The 16,062-nt window shown below is 68.7% G+C and carries 14 protein-coding genes; 5 read left to right on the top strand and 9 right to left on the bottom strand.

Going from position 1 to position 16,062, the window contains the following annotated elements; genetic code table 11:
• From AC3WRR_RS08245 to AC3WRR_RS08235, 3 genes are all read left to right on the top strand, one after another.
• The coding region (locus AC3WRR_RS08245; protein ID WP_492296644.1) for a hypothetical protein at positions 1-368 on the top strand (368 nt) is incomplete at its 5' end.
• Positions 369-518: 150 nt separating this feature from the next.
• On the top strand, positions 519-908 hold the full coding sequence (locus AC3WRR_RS08240; protein WP_010813534.1) for an OsmC family protein: 390 nt from the start codon (positions 519-521) through the stop codon (positions 906-908).
• Positions 909-1,338: 430 nt separating this feature from the next.
• Entirely contained in the window at positions 1,339-2,160 is an 822-nt protein-coding gene (locus tag AC3WRR_RS08235; RefSeq protein WP_010813533.1) for a hypothetical protein, read from the top strand.
• A gap of 182 nt (positions 2,161-2,342) precedes the next feature.
• Here the strand turns inward: AC3WRR_RS08235 and AC3WRR_RS08230 are convergent, their stop codons facing one another.
• The 8 genes from AC3WRR_RS08230 to AC3WRR_RS08195 form a co-directional block, all read right to left on the bottom strand.
• A complete protein-coding gene (locus AC3WRR_RS08230) occupies positions 2,343-3,104 on the bottom strand; it encodes a lipoate--protein ligase family protein (protein ID WP_492296643.1) in 762 nt (253 codons plus the stop codon).
• A 46-nt stretch (positions 3,105-3,150) separates the two neighbouring features.
• Positions 3,151-3,492 carry a carboxymuconolactone decarboxylase family protein gene (locus AC3WRR_RS08225; RefSeq protein ID WP_010813531.1) on the bottom strand — a complete coding sequence of 114 codons (342 nt, stop codon included), beginning with the start codon at positions 3,490-3,492 and terminating at the stop codon, positions 3,151-3,153.
• A 79-nt stretch (positions 3,493-3,571) separates the two neighbouring features.
• Positions 3,572-4,696, bottom strand: coding sequence for an acetoin dehydrogenase dihydrolipoyllysine-residue acetyltransferase subunit (locus AC3WRR_RS08220; RefSeq protein WP_010813530.1), 1,125 nt, complete (start codon positions 4,694-4,696; stop codon positions 3,572-3,574).
• A complete protein-coding gene (locus AC3WRR_RS08215; RefSeq protein WP_010813529.1) occupies positions 4,696-5,712 on the bottom strand; it encodes an alpha-ketoacid dehydrogenase subunit beta in 1,017 nt (338 codons plus the stop codon). The genes AC3WRR_RS08220 and AC3WRR_RS08215 overlap by 1 nt, the downstream gene beginning before the upstream one ends.
• 36 nt (positions 5,713-5,748) lie before the next feature.
• A complete protein-coding gene (locus tag AC3WRR_RS08210) occupies positions 5,749-6,750 on the bottom strand; it encodes a thiamine pyrophosphate-dependent dehydrogenase E1 component subunit alpha (protein ID WP_011616379.1) in 1,002 nt (333 codons plus the stop codon).
• A 71-nt stretch (positions 6,751-6,821) separates the two neighbouring features.
• On the bottom strand, positions 6,822-7,901 hold the full coding sequence (locus tag AC3WRR_RS08205) for an ATP-NAD kinase family protein (protein ID WP_010813527.1): 1,080 nt from the start codon (positions 7,899-7,901) through the stop codon (positions 6,822-6,824).
• Between the two features lie 234 nt (positions 7,902-8,135).
• The gene (locus AC3WRR_RS08200) at positions 8,136-10,142 is read right to left on the bottom strand and encodes a sigma-54-dependent Fis family transcriptional regulator (RefSeq protein ID WP_011616377.1); all 2,007 of its coding nucleotides are present in this window, start codon (positions 10,140-10,142) and stop codon (positions 8,136-8,138) included.
• A 216-nt stretch (positions 10,143-10,358) separates the two neighbouring features.
• A complete protein-coding gene (locus tag AC3WRR_RS08195) occupies positions 10,359-11,399 on the bottom strand; it encodes an LLM class flavin-dependent oxidoreductase (RefSeq protein WP_492296641.1) in 1,041 nt (346 codons plus the stop codon).
• Positions 11,400-11,590: 191 nt separating this feature from the next.
• Between AC3WRR_RS08195 and AC3WRR_RS08190 the strand changes: the two genes are divergently transcribed.
• Positions 11,591-12,346: an IclR family transcriptional regulator gene (locus tag AC3WRR_RS08190; RefSeq protein ID WP_037025844.1), complete on the top strand. Its 756-nt coding sequence runs from the start codon at positions 11,591-11,593 to the stop codon at positions 12,344-12,346.
• 12 nt (positions 12,347-12,358) lie between these two features.
• On the opposite strand, the gene AC3WRR_RS08185 is transcribed toward AC3WRR_RS08190, so the two are convergent.
• Positions 12,359-15,136 (bottom strand): hypothetical protein, encoded by a 2,778-nt coding sequence (locus AC3WRR_RS08185; RefSeq protein ID WP_492296639.1) that lies wholly within the window; start codon positions 15,134-15,136, stop codon positions 12,359-12,361.
• 203 nt (positions 15,137-15,339) lie between these two features.
• Here AC3WRR_RS08185 and AC3WRR_RS08180 point away from each other — a divergent pair, with 203 nt between their 5' ends.
• On the top strand, positions 15,340-16,053 hold the full coding sequence (locus AC3WRR_RS08180) for an IclR family transcriptional regulator (RefSeq protein ID WP_492296637.1): 714 nt from the start codon (positions 15,340-15,342) through the stop codon (positions 16,051-16,053).
• Positions 16,054-16,062: the final 9 nt, after the last annotated feature.

Raw genomic sequence — 16,062 nt, 5'->3', positions numbered from 1 at the left:
CGCTCACTCTCAGAAAACTGACTGACCAGATCCGAAGACCCAGTCACGTTTTGCTGTGCGAGCACTGTATAACTTGTGAAGCAACACTGTCCGAAGACAGTGGCGTCCGCTACCCAGCGCCCACACTTATCGGTTGTTTGGTTGTTAAAGAACTTCGCCGCCGGCTTTGCCGTTCAGCGCCGCTGCGTTGTCTGCAGCAGAGAAACGAGATTATGCAGAGCTTTCTTCGTTTCGTCAACCGTTTCAGCATCTTTTTTTGCTGCGGCCAGCGCGCCAACTTCGCTGCGCCAACCCTTCCGGTCGACCCCGCAACCCTTGCTGCATCTGCTTTGCAGCGCTGCGTTGTGTTGCGAGGGGGCGAATATTAAGTGACCGCAGCGGGGTTGGCAAGGGGTATTTCGAAAAAAAGCCAACCCACCTGAAAAAGGCACTCCAAGCCACTTCAGCTCTCGGCGGGCGCTACTTATAGAATGGCTGTTCCGGCCCACCGGGCCGCTCTTTATAGATGGGGACGTTTGATGACTATCCAAGCGACCTGGCAACCAAGCCAGGGCAACAGCATCTGCCACCTGACCAACGGGACTGCCGAGTGGCAAGCCGACCTGGATGCATCCGCCGGCGGCGACACCCAATACCCGAACCCGCATGACCTGCTGGATTCGGCCCTGGCCGCCTGCACCACGCTGACTTTGCAGCTGTACGCCAAACGCAAGGGCTACGCCATCACCGAAGTCCATGTATCGGTCGGTCATGAAGAGGCCAACGGGACCTACACCATGAACCGGGAGGTCAAGGTCAGCGGCGAGCTCACGCCCCAGATCCTGGATGACCTGCTCCGCGTGGCGAATCGCTGCCCGGTGCACAAGACCTTGTCGGGACAGTTTTCCATCCAGACGTCGATTGCCTGACCCACCCTGGCAAGATCACGCTGCTATTGTCACCTCAAATGATAATCGTTATCATTTGCTGACTCAGGCTGTGACACGTCCTGAGTCAGCAAATGGGTTCACCGGACACGGACGTGTCCGGTCTTTTCTTTCCGGCGACCTACCGTCGCGGCGGCCCCGTTCCGGCCGATTCCCTCCTGCCCGATGTCATCGTCCTGACGCACGTGGTGCGATACCGTACCTGGCGTGGACCAGGCGCGTGCCCCACCCGTTCGAGGGGCATCCTGCCCCGGTGTGTTGGCTGGCCCACCAAGGTTTCGTCGCTTTCCGGGCAAACCGGCGCCGTACGCTTTATCTGCCATGCACCGCAGGCTTACCATGAACGGAAAGCAGAACAAGTAGAAGGCGCCAACAGAAAGCGCCGATACATCGAAGCGAGCGGGGGGATTCCTTGACCAACTTCATCGAAGCGTATTGCGCGCAGGTTCGGCTTGCGGGCGCAGTCGGCGTGATCGCCAAACCGGTTGTGGTGGCACAGGACGGCACCTACGCCATGCACTACGTGCCCTGCGAATACCTGAACCCCCAGGCACCCCTGGTGCTGGTCAGCACCACGCCCGGCCACGCCCATGTGCGGCTGGCCGCCGCCGTCACCGAAGAACTGATGCGCGCCCATGCACCCGGCCGCGTGATCCAGCGCGAGAACAAGCGGCGCGTCGAACTGGGCGGCAAGCTGGTGCGGCCCAACCTGATCCGCATGCTCGACCACTTCCGGGTGCCCGAACTGGTTGGCCTGCCGCACGCCGCGGCATTGTGGAACGATGGGTTCGAGCGCCTGCAACCGCTTGCCTTGCTGCCGCATGCCACCACGCGGCGCGGTCTGGCGTTCGACGGACCGCTGGAAGAACTGCTGGAGACCCCGATGCTGCGCGAGGTATTCGAAGCGCGGTTCCTGGGCGCCGTGCGCCAGATGCGCACGGATGCGCTGTACATCGCGCTGGGCCGTACCGCCTGGGCAGGGCTGCGGCATGCAGTCAGCCGCCGGCTGCTGGCAAAGCACCAACTGCTGGGGATGATGCCAGTGCCAGCGCGCGCCGGCAGCATGGTGCGCTACTTCCTGCGCGAGATCGCCGCCAGCGACCTGTCGGCCAAGGATCCGGTGCGCCATCGCGTGGCCTGGCTCGATGCCGCCCATGCCGAGCTGGAAGCCAGCGTGCGCAAGCTGCGCGCTGCCATCCGGCCGGACCCGCACTCTGCCTACCTGATCGCGTAAGCGATCACTCGCATCAATGATTGTGCTCGACAGACCCCACCGAAGTGGGGTCTCGGCGATCCATGCTGTGCCGATAACGTCTCCTGAGGCATCTGACACGCCTCGCATTCCCGATTTTTGGCGGCCCCGCGTGGGCCGCGATTTTTTTGGGGATCGCCAAATGGCGTCGCCCGGTCAAGCAGCTACGCCGGTGGCGGCGTCTGCCCCACGCTTCGCCGCAGCGCATCCGATACCTGCGCCATCAGCGCGGCGTCGTCATCGACCGCGCGGCCGCTGGCCAACAATGCCTCGCGCACACTGATGACCTTGCCCGCGTCATAGTGCCGGCCGCTGTCGATGGCCGCTTCGAACGCATTGGCGCGCGCGTTGATCTGCACGGGGCCGGCGCTGACCAGCAGCACCGCATGGGCCAGCACCAGGTGGCGCTGCCCGTCGGCCGTTTGCATGGCCGCGGGTGCGCGCCGCCAGTACTGCGCCGTGCCGGCGATCTTGCGCGCGGCTTCGGGCGGGCCCCAGGCCAGGTTGTAGCGGCCGTCGCAGAAGGAACCGGCCACCGCCTGCCAGTGCGTGTCGACGCCCAGCGATTGCAGCGCGTCGCCGATGACCTCGCACAAGTGCAGGTAGACCGCGTCGCTGCGCGCGCCCGGCGGCTGTTCCACTGTGTAGGCCAGGCTCAGGTTGAGGATGCCGGGGCCCTGCGGCACCAGCCCGCCGCCGGACATGCGCAGGAATACCGGACATCCCTGCTGCGCGAAGTCGGCGCGCGCGGTTTCCAGCGCGGCATGGCGCAGGTAGGTGCGCGGCACCACCAGCGACAGCGGCGCCTCCCACAGCTGCGCCACCTGCCGGCCTTGTGCCGCGAGGTCGAGCAAGGCCAGCTCATCCTGCAGCGGGTCGCTGCCCGCCTGCCCGGCATGGGCCGCATCAATAAATTCAAACGGCATGGGATGGCACCAACCTCCGGATAGCAACGTGCCGAGTCTAGCAACACTAGGCATTGAGCGCATCGAAGTACGCCAGCGCCTTCGACGCGTACATGGCGCCGGGTCCGCCACCCATCTCGATATTGATGGCCAGCACTTCGGCGAGCTGCTCGCGCGTGGCGCGATGGCGCAGCGCCTGGCTGGTGTGGAACAGCACGCAGTCGTCGCAGCCCTTCTGCACCGCCAGCGCGACGGCAATCAGTTCCTTGACGGCGGCGGGCAGGCTGCCGTCCTGCGTGGCGGCCTTCATCACGCCCTGGAAGGCGCTCATGGCGGCGGGCTGGGCCTGGCCGAGCGCACCGAATTGCCTGTTGATCTCGGTCAGGCGGGTCTTCAGGTCTGTGGTCATGAGGTCTCCTGTCTTGAATTGGAACAAGGCGAGCTGGCCGAGCGGATGGCGCCCTGGGCGGCGCCATCCGCGCGCGGCATCAGCCGCCCAGATGCTTCTTCAGCAGCGCGTTGAAGTCATTGGCCTTCTCCATCTGGCTCATGTGGCCAGCATCGGCAAAGACCTTGACGGTTGCTCCCGGCGGCGCGGCTTCAGCGTGCGCGGCCGGGATGATCTGGTCCTGACCGCCCCACACCACCAGCACGCGCTTGCCGCTGTTGGCCAGCCGCTGGCCAGGCTGCTCGCTCTGGCGGCCGCCGCCGAAGAGTCCCTGCCCCAGCGCCGTCAGCGCCTCGGTGACGCCGTCCAGCCGCTTGTAGCGCAGCAGGTCGTCCAGCATCTGGCGGCTGACCAGCCCCGCGTCGGCGAACAGCAGTTCGACCACGGGCTTGAGCTCGCGCCGGGACTGGGCACTGACGAAGCCTTCGGTATAGCCGCTGTTGACGGCGTCGCCAAAGCCCACCGGCGACACCAGCGCCACCGACAGCACCCGCTGCGGTGCATCCACGGCCAGTTGCGCCGCCACGCCGCCGCCCATCGAATGGCCGACCACATGCGCCGCCTCGATCCCGGTCTCGTCCATGAAGCGCGCTACAAAGCCGGCCATCTGCGCCAGCGTCGTGCCCGCGAGCCGCGGCGACGACTGTCCGTGGCCGGGCAGGTCGAGCGCCACCACGGTGTACGCGTCGGCCAGGGGATCGAGGTTGAACAGCCAGTTGTCCAGGTCTCCGCCAAATCCGTGGATGAAGAGCACGGTTTCGGCGCCGCCACCCTTGCGGGCATAGCGGACCCGGATGCCGTCGACGTCGGCAAACTGGTACGCGGCAGCGGCGTCCTCTTCGCCAGCGTCGTCCGCCGGCGTTTCATAAGCCGCGACATAGTCATCGATTTGCGCATCGCTCACCTCCGCAGGTGCCAGCACGCCCAGCAGCGCCTTCACCGGCAGCACGTCGCCGGCCTGCGCCACCTTGCGGCGCAGCGTGCCGGCGTCGGGCGCCTCCACCGCATTGGCGATCTTGTCGGTTTCCACATCCAGGATCGGCAGGCCCACGGTAATCTCGGTGCCTTCGTCGACCAGCCACGCATTGACCGTGCCTTCCTTCATCGACAGGCCCCACTTGGGCATCACGATCGGGATAATCGTGGGGGAAATTTCGGTTGCCATCAGTGCTTGCCTCCCTTCATGGTCTTGCGCGCGGCGGCCGCGATCTGCGCGGCGCTGGGGATGTACAGGTCCTCCAGCGTCGGCGAGAACGGCACCGGCGTGTGCGGCGGGCACACCATCTCGATGCCGGCCTTGAGCGCGCCGAAGGCTTGCTGCGCAACCTGCGCGGAGATATCGGTGGCGATATTGCAGCGCGGGCTGGCCTCGTCCACCACCACCAGGCGGCCGGTGTTCTCGACCGACTCCAGCACCGTGTCCATGTCCAGTGGCGAGAGCGTGCGCAGGTCCACGATCTCGGCCTCGATGCCCTCCTTGGCCAGCGTTGCCGCCGCTTCGAGCGCGCGATGCACCATCAACCCGTAGGTGACGATCGACACGTCCTTGCCGTCGCGCACGATATTGGCCTCGCCGAACGGGATCGCGTAGGCGCCTTCGGGCACCTCGCCTTCCAGGCCGTACAGGTTCTTGTGCTCGCAGAAGATCACCGGGTCGTTGTCGCGGATCGCCTGGATCAGCAGGCCCTTTGTGTCGTACGGCGTGGACGGGCACACCACCTTCAGGCCGGGGATATGCGTGAACAGCGGCGTCAGCATCTGGCTGTGCTGCGCGGCTGCGCGAAAGCCCGCGCCGACCATCGCGCGGATCACCACCGGCGTCTCCGCCTTGCCGCCGAACATGTAGCGGAACTTGGCCGCCTGGTTGAAGATCTGGTCGAAGCAAACGCCCATGAAATCGATAAACATCAGCTCGGCGATCGGGCGCATGCCGCAGGCCGCGGCGCCGATGGCGGCGCCCACGTAAGCGGATTCAGACAGCGGCGTGTCCAGCAGCCGGTCGCCGTGCTTGGCGTAAAGGCCCTTGGTCACGCCCAGCACGCCGCCCCAGGCGTCCTTCTCGCCGTCCGCGCCGGCGCCGCCGACGATATCTTCGCCCAGCATGATGACGCTGGGGTCGCGGGTCATTTCCTGGTCGATCGCCTCGTTGATCGCCAGCTTGATGCTCAGTTTGCGAGCCATGATTTGTCTCCTGATATTGGGTTAGCGCGTGGCGGATCAGTAGCTGACGTAGACGTCGGTGAGCAGGTCTTCGGGACCCGGCTGCGGCGCGGCCTTGGCTTCCTGCACGGCATGCTCGATCAGCGCGGCGACCTCGCGGTCGATGGTGTCGAGTTCTTCGCGAGCGACCACTCCCGCCTGGGTCACGGCGCGGCCAAACAGCTTCAGGCAATCCTTGTTGGCGCGGATGTCGTCGAGTTCGCCGGCGGCGCGGTAGGTCTGCGCATCGCCCTCGAAGTGGCCATAGAAGCGGACCATCTTGCATTCGAGCAGCGACGGCCCGCCGCCTTCGCGCGCGCGCCGGATCACTTCGCCGGCCGCTTCATGGACGGCGAAGAAATCGGTGCCGTCCACCGTCACGCCCGGGATGCCGAAGCCGGCGGCGCGGTCCACGTAGCTGTCCACCGCGGTGCCGTAATCGCGCGAGGTCGATTCGGCATAGCCGTTGTTCTCGATCACGAAGATCACCGGCAGGTTCCAGACCGCGGCCAGGTTCAGGCTTTCCAGGAAAGTGCCCTGGTTGGAGGCGCCGTCGCCGCAGAAGGTGATGCCGACCTCGCCCTTGCCGCGGAACTTGGCAGCCAGCGCGGCGCCGCAGATCAGCGGCGCGCCTGCGCCCAGGATGCCGTTGGCGCCCATCATGCCCTTGGACAGGTCGGCGATATGCATCGAGCCACCCTTGCCATTGCACGAGCCGCCCTTCTTGCCGTAGATCTCCTTCATCATCGCCACCGGATCGACGCCCTTGGCAATGCAATGGCCGTGGCCGCGGTGTGTGCTGGCGATGCGGTCGCCATCGTTCAGGTGGTGCAGAATGCCGACGCCCGCGGCTTCCTCGCCCGCGTATAGATGGACGAAGCCCGGGATGTCGCCGCGCCCGAAGTCCACGTGCAGGCGTTCTTCGAAATCGCGGATGGTGCGCATCTTCCGGTACACCGTCAGCAACGTCTCCTTGTCGAGCGGCAGCGCGGCGGAATCTTGAGAAGCTCTGGCTGTCATGTCTGTCTCCTTCGTTTTCAGGTGTTGCACTTCAAGAAAGGGGAAAAGCGGGCGGACGCGGTGCCCGCGCGTCATCCCACCGCGGCGGGCTGCGGCAGGCTGCGCATCAGGTGGTGGCGCGCGGCATGGCGCATGCAGGCCGCGACGTCGATGCTGCGAAAGGCGTGGTCATGCAGGGTGACCGTGACTTCGTCGTCCGGGCCGAAGGCCAGCTCGCGCTCTCCGTCCAGCGCGACAATGCCGCTGCGCTGGCGCACGCGATGGGGCCGGCCGTGTTCGAGCCGCTGCCAGCCGGCCACCGGCACGGTGCACATCAGGCCGGGTGCGATCGGCGCGCACAGGTCGAATTCGCCTTCGCCGGGCGCGGCCAGTTCGATCGCGAGGCCGCCCTCCTCACGCCGGCCCACCGGCTCCAGCAGCCCGGCGATGGATGACAGGCCGATGGCCTCGGGGTCGGCAAAGGACACGTAGACGGCGGCAAGCGTGTCGGTCTTCCACAGGGCGCGCGCGCCGATGAAGTGCTCGTGCGAGATCACCGCATCCACCAGCGCAATATCGCGGCGAAAGCCGCCGTTGCCGTCACGGATGACGATGTCGAGCCGCTTGTTCGACGCCAGCGCCTGCGCAGGAGGAATGCGGCCCGTGGCATAGAGGCCGGTTGCCAGCCCGATGATGGTGGGCTCGCGCATTTCGGGGTAGGCATTGTTGGTGCCGGTCGACAGGCCCGCGATCGGCACCGCGCCGCACTCGCGCACCACCGCGCGGTGGGTGCCGTCGCCGCCCAGCACGATGATCGCGGCCACGCCCGCATCGGCCATGCAGCGCGCGGCGCGCAGGGTGTCGTCGACGCGCGCGGTGACCGGCATGTCGAGGTAGTCGACCGCGGGCAGGCCCGAGTCCGGCCCCTGCCGGCGTGCCAGGTGCCGCGCCAGCATGACGCGCAGGCCTTCGCGGTCGGGCATCATCAGCACGCGCTCCACGCCGCAGGAGGCCAGCGCGGCCAGCAGGCGCAGCACGATATTGACGCGGTCGGCCAGCTGCAGGCTGTTGGCGTTGGCGATCACACGACGGATGTCGCGCGCGGAAATCGGGTTGGCGATGATGCCGACCACTGGCGCGATCTGCGCGCTGGCGCCTGCTGCGTGCCCCATTGCCTGTCTCCTGTTGTCGTTGTCTTGCCAGGCGTATTTGCAATGGCTGTGCCAGTGCGCGCAGGCAGTGAAAACAGCGGAAACAGGGGTATCAGCCGGTCGGATCCGAGGGATTACCCCGAGACGGCAGGGCAAAAACAACGCTGCGCTGTGACAGGTGTCACAGCGCAGGTGTACAGGGGATGGACAACCGTATCGCACAGACGGCGCGCGTGCGCCGTGCTGCCTGCCGGCTTATGCGTCGGTGGGCTCCGGGCCGCCGTCGCGCCGGTTGGGCGACTGGATGCCGTAGCGCTCCATGCGCCGGTACAGCGTCATGCGGCTGACGCCGATCTGCCGCGCCACGGCGCTCAGGTTCCAGCCGGACGCGCGCAGGTATTGCATCAGCAGCATGCCTTCCGGCGGCAACTGGTGCGGGTCGAACGGTGCGGCAGCGGGTGACTGGGCGGGCCCTGGCTGCGGCAGGGCGGCGGACGGTGCGGGTCCCGCCAGGCTGTCAGGCAGGTCCGGCACATCGATATAGCCGTCGGCGCAGACCGCGCGCGCGTACTCCAGCACGTTGCGCAGTTCGCGCAGGTTGCCAGGCCAGCGGTGGCGGTGCAGCCGCTCGCGTGCCGCGGGCGACAGCGTGATCTCGCTGCCCTCTGCGCTCCCTTCCTGCAGCAGCTTGCGGACCAGCCAGTCCAGGTCGGTACGCGCACGCAGCGGCGGCAGCGTAAAGCGCGCGCCGTTGAGGCGGTAGTACAGGTCCTCGCGGAAGCGCCCGTCGGCCACCAGTTGCTCCAGGCTGTGGTGCGTGGCGGAAATGACCCGCAGCCGCACCGGCACCGGCCGCGCGGCGCCAACAGGCAGCACTTCGCCCTCGGCCAGCACGCGCAGCAGCCGCGACTGCAGCTCGCGCGGCATGTCGCCGATCTCGTCCAGGAACAGCGTGCCGCCGTCGGCCTCCTGGATCAGGCCGCGCTTGCCGCGCGGGCCTGCGCCGGAGAAGCTGTTGGGCAGGTGCCCGAACAATTCGCTTTCAATCAGTGTTTCAGGGATCGCCGCGCAGTTCACCGCTACGAACGGCCCGCCGCGGCGCGCGCTGGCAAGATGCAGCGCCTTGGCCAGGAACTCCTTGCCGCTGCCGGTCTCGCCGTGGATCAGCAGGTTGATCGGCGAATCGACCAGGCGCGCCGCGCGCTGCAACTGCAGCTGCAGCGCGGCATCGCCGCCGGTCAGCGCCGCCAGGGCATCCGGCATCGCCACCTGCGTTTCGGCGGGCGGCGCCTGCCAGCGCAGCGCGGGCGGCAGCACGCTCAGGTACAGCAGGCCGCCACTGCGGGTCAGCGCCACCAGGCGCTGCTCGCTCGGGCGCGAATAGACATAGTGGCCCAGGTCCTCCAGGCGCGCGTCGAACAGCGTCTCGAACCGCTGGCCCAGCACGGTGGCGCCCGGTGCGCCACCCAGCTCGCCTTCCAGCATCAGCCTGGCGCGGTGGTTATGGCCGACGATGCGGCCCGCCTCGTCCAGCGCCAGCAGGTATTCGGGATTGACGTCGACGAACTCCGGCGCCACATTCAGCTTCAGGATCCAGTCGCGGCGGTGCGCGCGCAGGAAGTTGGCGTTCTCGATATGCGCGGCGTAGATGCGCACCATCTGCAGCGCCAGCCCCTGGCTGTCCTTGGCCTGCGGCGAGGTCAGCGCGGAGATGTCGAGGATGGCGTGCAGGTTGCCGTGCGTGTCGAACAGCGGCGCGGCGGTGCAGGTCAGTGGGATATGGGTGGCGTCGAAATGGTCGGCCTGGTGCACCGTCAGCGCCTGGCCCGTGGCCAGGGCGGTGCCGACCGCGCAGGTGCCGGCGCCGCTCTCGCTCCACTCGGCGCCCAGGTACAGGCCCGCGTGGCGCAGCGCGGCATCGCTGCGGGCCTCGCCGATATAGTCGACGGTCACGCCCTGCGCATCGGTCAGCAGCACCACATAGCCCAGGCCCGCCACTTGCCCATACAGGCTCTGCAGGCCGTGGCGCGCGATGCGCGCGAAGTCGTCGATGCGTTCCTGGTGTTCGCGCAGGCGCGGCTGCGGCAGGATGCGCGCCTCCTGCATGCGCGACGGATCCAGGCCGTACTGGTGCACGCAGCGGCGCCATGAGTTCTGGATGATGGCGTCGTGCGCGATCCGGTCCGCAAGCACGGCCGGCGGGGCAAGGTATGTGGTGGCCTGGACCACCGTCTCGATGTGCTCGCGTTGCCGCAGGTCCATCGCTGTCTCCTGTCGTCGCTGCCGTCGGCCCCATGTTTCGGATGGGGCGGTGGATCGTGCGAACTGTCGGGCGCGTGCTGCGGGAGCCGCGCCTCTCTCGGTCTCGGGCCTTCTAATGTATCCGAGCGGATCGGCCGGGCGCAAACAGGATTCGCGGCGCGCCGGCGGGCACACGCCGCAAGTGCGGCGCACGCCATACCGGAGCATCGCAGGCGCTCAGAGCGCTGATGAGGTCTTCAGGCTGCGCGCCGCATCGGCAGCGATGGCGAACGAGCGCAGGCGTGCCTGGTGGTCATGGATCTGCCCGGTCAGCATCAGCTCATCCGGGCGCAGGTCACCGACAAAGCGCTGCATGCCGGCACGCACGGCGTCGGGATCGCCCACTACCGAGCACGCCAGCGAGCGGCGGATATGGTCGGCCTCGCTCTCGGTCCACAGCGCTTCGATATCGTCCACCGGTGCGCGCAGCTGCCCCGGAGTGCCGCGCACCAGTGCCAGGAACTGCTGCTGCAGCGAGCTGAACAGGCGGCGCGCCTGGTCGCCGGTCTCGGCCGCGAACACGTTCAGGCCCAGCATCACATAGGGCCGGTCCAGCGCTTCGGAGGGCCGGAAGGTGCGCCGGTACAGGTCCACCGCCTGGCGCATGAAGCCCGGCGCAAAGTGCGAGGCAAAGGCGAACGGCAGGCCCATCGCCGCCGCCAGCTGCGCGCTGAACAGGCTCGAACCCAGCAGCCAGATGGGCACCTTGAGCCCGGCGCCGGGCACCGCGCGCAGGCGCTGGCCGGGGCGCACGTCGTCGAAATAGGCCTGCAGTTCTTCCACGTCCTGCGGGAAGGTATCGGCGCTGTCGGCCGACAGGTGGCGGCGCAAGGCGCGCGCGGTGGCCTGGTCGGTGCCGGGCGCGCGGCCCAGGCCCAGGTCGATGCGGCCCGGGTAGAGCGAGGCCAGCGTGCCGAACTGCTCGGCGATCACCAGCGGCGAATGGTTGGGCAGCATCACGCCGCCCGAGCCCACGCGGATGGTCCTGGTGCCGTTGGCGACATAGCCGATCAGCACGGCGGTGGCGGCGCTGGCAATGCCGGGCATGTTGTGATGCTCGGCCAGCCAGTAGCGGTGGTAGCCCAGCCGCTCGGCATGGCGGGCCAGGTCGAGCGAGTTGCGCATGGCCTGGCCGGCATCGCTGCCTTCAGGGATGGGGGCCAGGTCCAGCACGGACCAGGCCACGCCTGCGCCGTTGGGAATAGAGTCGTGATTCATGTGGTGGATGGCGGGCGGCCGATGCCGCACGCGGGCAATGCGTATGGCCCGCTATCTTAGAGACCATGGCGCGATCGTGCTGGCGGCCTGATCGCGGCCCTTCGGGCGGCGTGGGTATCACGGGGGCGCGGGAAGGATTGAGTCGCGCCGCGCTTGCCCGTACCATGCAGCCCGATGCCAAGGAACAAGCGATGACACTCAAGACACTGGACGGTGCGCTGGCCCTGCTGACGCACTTCACCGTGCGCCAGCCGACCTGGGGCGTGCGCGAGCTGGCCAAGCACAGCGGCGTGCACTACGCCGTGGTGCACCGCGTGCTGGCGACGTTTGCCGCCAATGGCTTCCTGGTGCAGGACGCGGCCACCGGCAAGTATTCGCTGGGACTGCGGTTGTTCGAGCTGGGACAGGTGGTGCGCAAGAGCTTCTCGCCCGACGAGATCGTGCGCCCGGTGCTGGAAAAGCTCGCCGCGCAAAGCGGCGAGACCGTGTTCCTGTCGTGGCTCGATGGCCATGAGGGCCTGTGCGTGGGACTGGTGCAGAGCCAGCACCAGCTGCGCTTTTCGATCGAGCTGGGCGAGCGCTTCCCGCTCTATGCGGGCGCGCATGCCAAGGCGATGCTGGCCTTCCAGGACGATGCCTTCCGCGATGAGGTCTACCGCCAGGGACTGGCGCGCATCGCCCCCCACACGACGCTGGACCGCGAGCGCATCGAGCAGCAGCTGGCCGAGGTGCGCGAGCGCGGCTGGGCCCATACGCGCGAGGAAGCCGCCGCCAGCGTGGCCGGCCTGGCGTTGCCGCTGTGGTCGCGCGACCGCAGCGCGGTGGTGGGCTCGGTCGCCATCGCCGGGCCGCAGCAGCGGCTGGACCAAGCCGCGGTACCGCGCCTGCTGGAGGCGCTGCGCGATGCCAGCGGCCGGCTGGAAGACGTCATCGGCTTCGTGCGCTGACGCGCTGTCTCTTCACACCAGCAGGGCCTTGCCCACGGCCCCGCCCAGCACGCGCTGGCCGATCGCATGGCCCAGCGCGCGATAGCTCTCCCATTGCGCCTCATCGAAGAACTGGTCGCCGGTGGCCTCCTGCGGAAACGCGGGATGGGTCGCGCCGTAGTGGCGCACGTCGGCCGGCGCCCATGACACCAGCCGCGGCTTGAGCAGCACGATGCGGCAGGTGCGTGCGCGTGGCGCCCCGCACTCCGGGCCGGTGCGAAAGACATTGAGCAGCACCGCGCATTTGTCGCCAGTCGGCGCGCCCGGCAGGAAATCATCCGGCACGCCGAAGACACGGCTCAGCACCGGGTGCGTGGTGGCAGCCTCGGTATCGACCACGATCTCCAGCCCATGGTCGATGCGCACCAGCCGGATCAGGTTGGCCAGGTCGCCGAAGCGGTAGTCGGGGTCGCCCCCGCAATCACACAGCACGATCAGCGAGACATCGCGGCCCGGGCGCAGCAGCTCGTACACGCCGGTGTTGTCGAAATGCCCGCCATCGGACAGGTACTGCCAGCCGCGCCGCGTGCCGTGGAAGCGCGCGCTCAGTTCGCAGCCCAGGTAGTACTGCGTGCGGAAAAGCGCGATGCCCGCGGCCAGCCATGGATGCGCGGCGCGTTCCGGATGGCGCCGCGCGCGGCCCCGGCGCCCGCCTTCGCGCGCGTGGCTGGCCGGATACGACGGCCACCATATGCCCAGACGCAGGTTCGCCAGGCCAAGCAGCATGGATGTGCCCAGCGTGGTCGCGCGCCCCAGCCTGGTGGAGACGGCCGCGCCCGAGATCGCCATCCAATCTCCCACCGTGCGCGATTCGGCCAGTTTGCCCGACGACGGCCATGAAACGTCGGGGCAGCAACCCCGGCCGTCGATGGTAAAGCGCGCGTAGGCGTCCGGCGGGATCGCCGCCGCCACGCCGGACAGCACCACGCAGGGGCCGGGCGCCAGGCACAGCGGCTTACCCTTGCGGTCGCGCTGCACCAGTTGCTCGGCCGGGTCGACGGTGAGATTCAGCGTGACGTTGATCAGGTGCAGCGGCGCCAGCACGCGCGGATCGTAGTAGGTGTTCAGGCTGAGCTGGTCGCCGGGCACGGGCTCGGCCACGCTGAAGCGGGCGCGCTGGCTGCCGTCGCGGCCGGCACTCGGGTCGGGAGCCGCGAAGCGCTCCCCGTTGGATGCGCCCAGGAACGCGCGCGTGAGCCGCGCCGCGTAGAACGGCTGCAGCGTCGACAGGTTCAGGAAGCCGGAGAAGCGCCCCGCCACCAGCGCCAGCACCAGGCTCACCACAGTGAACGTGGCCAGCGCCGGGCCGGTATAGGCGTTGCCGAACACCAGCCAGTCGACCGGCTCGCGCCCGTCCCAGCGCACCCACAGCACCAGCCACGACCACAGCACGAACAGCAGCAGGGCCAGCACCGCCGCCACCGCGCCCGCCAGCAGCGATACCGGCAGCCGGGCACACAGCGCGCGCCATGGCGTGTCGGTGCTGCCCTGGCGGCCGGCGTCGCGCCAGCGCGAACCGTAGCGCACCAGCCAGACCAGCACGCCCAGCACGGTTGCGGGCCGCGCCGCGCCCCACTGGTGGTGGGCCTGGTGGGCAAACAGGTAAGCGGTGCGTGCGATGGTGTCGGCAATGCCCAGCGCCGCCAGCCACAGGGTCAGCGTCAGCGCGCCACGCAGTGCGCGCGTGGCGCGCACGCGGTAGGCGGCCACGGTGCGCGGCTCGCCCTGCAGCAGCGCCAGGCACCACAGCACACCTATCAGCGTCAGCACGCCCAGCGCGGCAAAGAGCTTGCCGATGACCAGCCCCGGACCGAGCCATTCCGACCAGCGCGCCGCGGCCAGCAGCATCAGGCCCAGCAGCGTGGCGAGCAGCGGCGCGGGGCTCAGGAAGCGGGCCGTCGCCTGCGGATCGTTGGCGCGCGGGTAGATCAGCCAGTAGGCCAGCCCGGGCGGCACCGCGCCAGCCAGCGCGGTGGCCAGCGGCAGCCACAGCAGCGTGCTCCACCAGATCGCGCATTCGCCCTGGTTGAAGGCCTGGCGCGCGTCGTGCAGCAGGTCCATCTCATAGCGCCCCAATCCGTAGGAAACCCCCACCGCGATGTGTTGCCCGAGCGCCAGCACAGCCAGCAGCACCAGCAGCGCGCTGCCGATCACGAAATGCATGGCCAGCCAGTTGCGCACCACCAGCGCGGCGGCATAGAGGTTGTCGCCGGCACCGGTGGGCGACAGGTAGCGGCCGTTCTCGCGCAGCCATGCGACCGCGCCGCGGCCGGGGTCCGCGGCATAGGACACCGAGGTATGGATGCGCCCCGGCGGCTCGCATTGCAGCGTGTGATAGGCGTCGGTGGCGGCCTGGACCGGGCCCGCGCCCCGACGCAGGCGGCCGGGCACGAACAGGCTGACGAAGAAGGCGCCGAGGTAGCCGCCGCCGCTGACGGTGGAGAGGTAGTCGAACTGCGCCAGCAGCGAGGCCAGGCCCGGCACGGTCTGCGCCGCGGCGGCGGCCGCCGGCGTCGCGGCTTCCGGCGCGGGGGCCGGCGCTGCCGCCTTGGCGGGCATCGCGGTGCCCGCCATCGCCTGCATCACGCCCAGGCAGAAGGTGGCGCTGCGGATGCCGCCGCCGGACAGCGCCAGGGCCCAGTTGCGCTGGCCATCGCCGGCGCGCGGCGCAATGCCGAGCTGGCGGCGGCGCTGGGCGATGCGGGTGGCCTCGTCGCCGGATCCGCCGGTTCCGTGGTGTTCCGCGGCCATGCGCGTCCTCCCGGTAACAGTCGGTCTGCGCCAAGTATAGGCGGCGGCGCTCCGCCGTTGCCGCCGCCGTCATTCGCCCGGCGCGGCCAGCCGGCCCCGCGTTAACCCTGATTGTTGAGAGCCGGGCCCAAGCCTAGCATTTCTCTGTATCAGAGACGTTGTCTCTTATATAGAGACACAAACAGTCGACGCAACCACCCGCCATGCTCAAGACCCTGGACGGCGCCCTGGCGCTGTTGACCCACTTCACCGCCCGCCAGCCCACCTGGGGCGTGCGCGAACTGGCGCGCTACAGCGGCATGCACCACGCCGTGGTGCACCGCGCGCTGGCGACCTTTGCCGCCAACGGCTTCCTGGTGCAGGACGCGCTTGGCCGCTACGGCCTGGGGTTGCGCTGGTTCGAGCTGGGACAAGTGATGCGCAAGACGTTTTCGCCGGCCGAGGTGGTGCAACCGGCGCTGGAAGCGCTGACGCGCGAATGCGGCGAGACCGTGTTCCTGTCGTGGCTGGACGGTGGCGAGGGCTTGTGCACGGATATCGCCCAGAGCCAGCACCAGCTGCGCTTTTCGATCGAAGTGGGCCAGCGCTTCTCGCTGGACGCGGGCGCGCACGCCAAGGCCATCCTGGCATTCCAGCCGGAAGCGTTCCGGCGCCAGGTAACGGGCGACGCGCCCGAGCCGGAAGCACGGCTGGCGCAGATCCGCGCCGACGGCTGGGCCTACACCTGCGAGGAATCCGCCGCCACGGTGGCTGGGCTGGCGCTGCCGCTGCGCCACCGCGACACCCGGGCAGTGGTGGGATCGCTGGCCATCGCCGGCCCGCTGCAGCGCCTGACGCCTGAGGCTGTGCCGCGCTTGCTGGAGGCGCTGCGCACCGCGCGCAACACCATCGGCCCGGTGGCGGGTTTCATGCGCTGAGCGCGCGCA

The sequence above is a fragment of the Cupriavidus sp. FW305-3-2-15-C-LB2 genome, from assembly GCF_058787575.1.
This window is presented reverse-complemented; position numbering and strand designations above follow the sequence as displayed.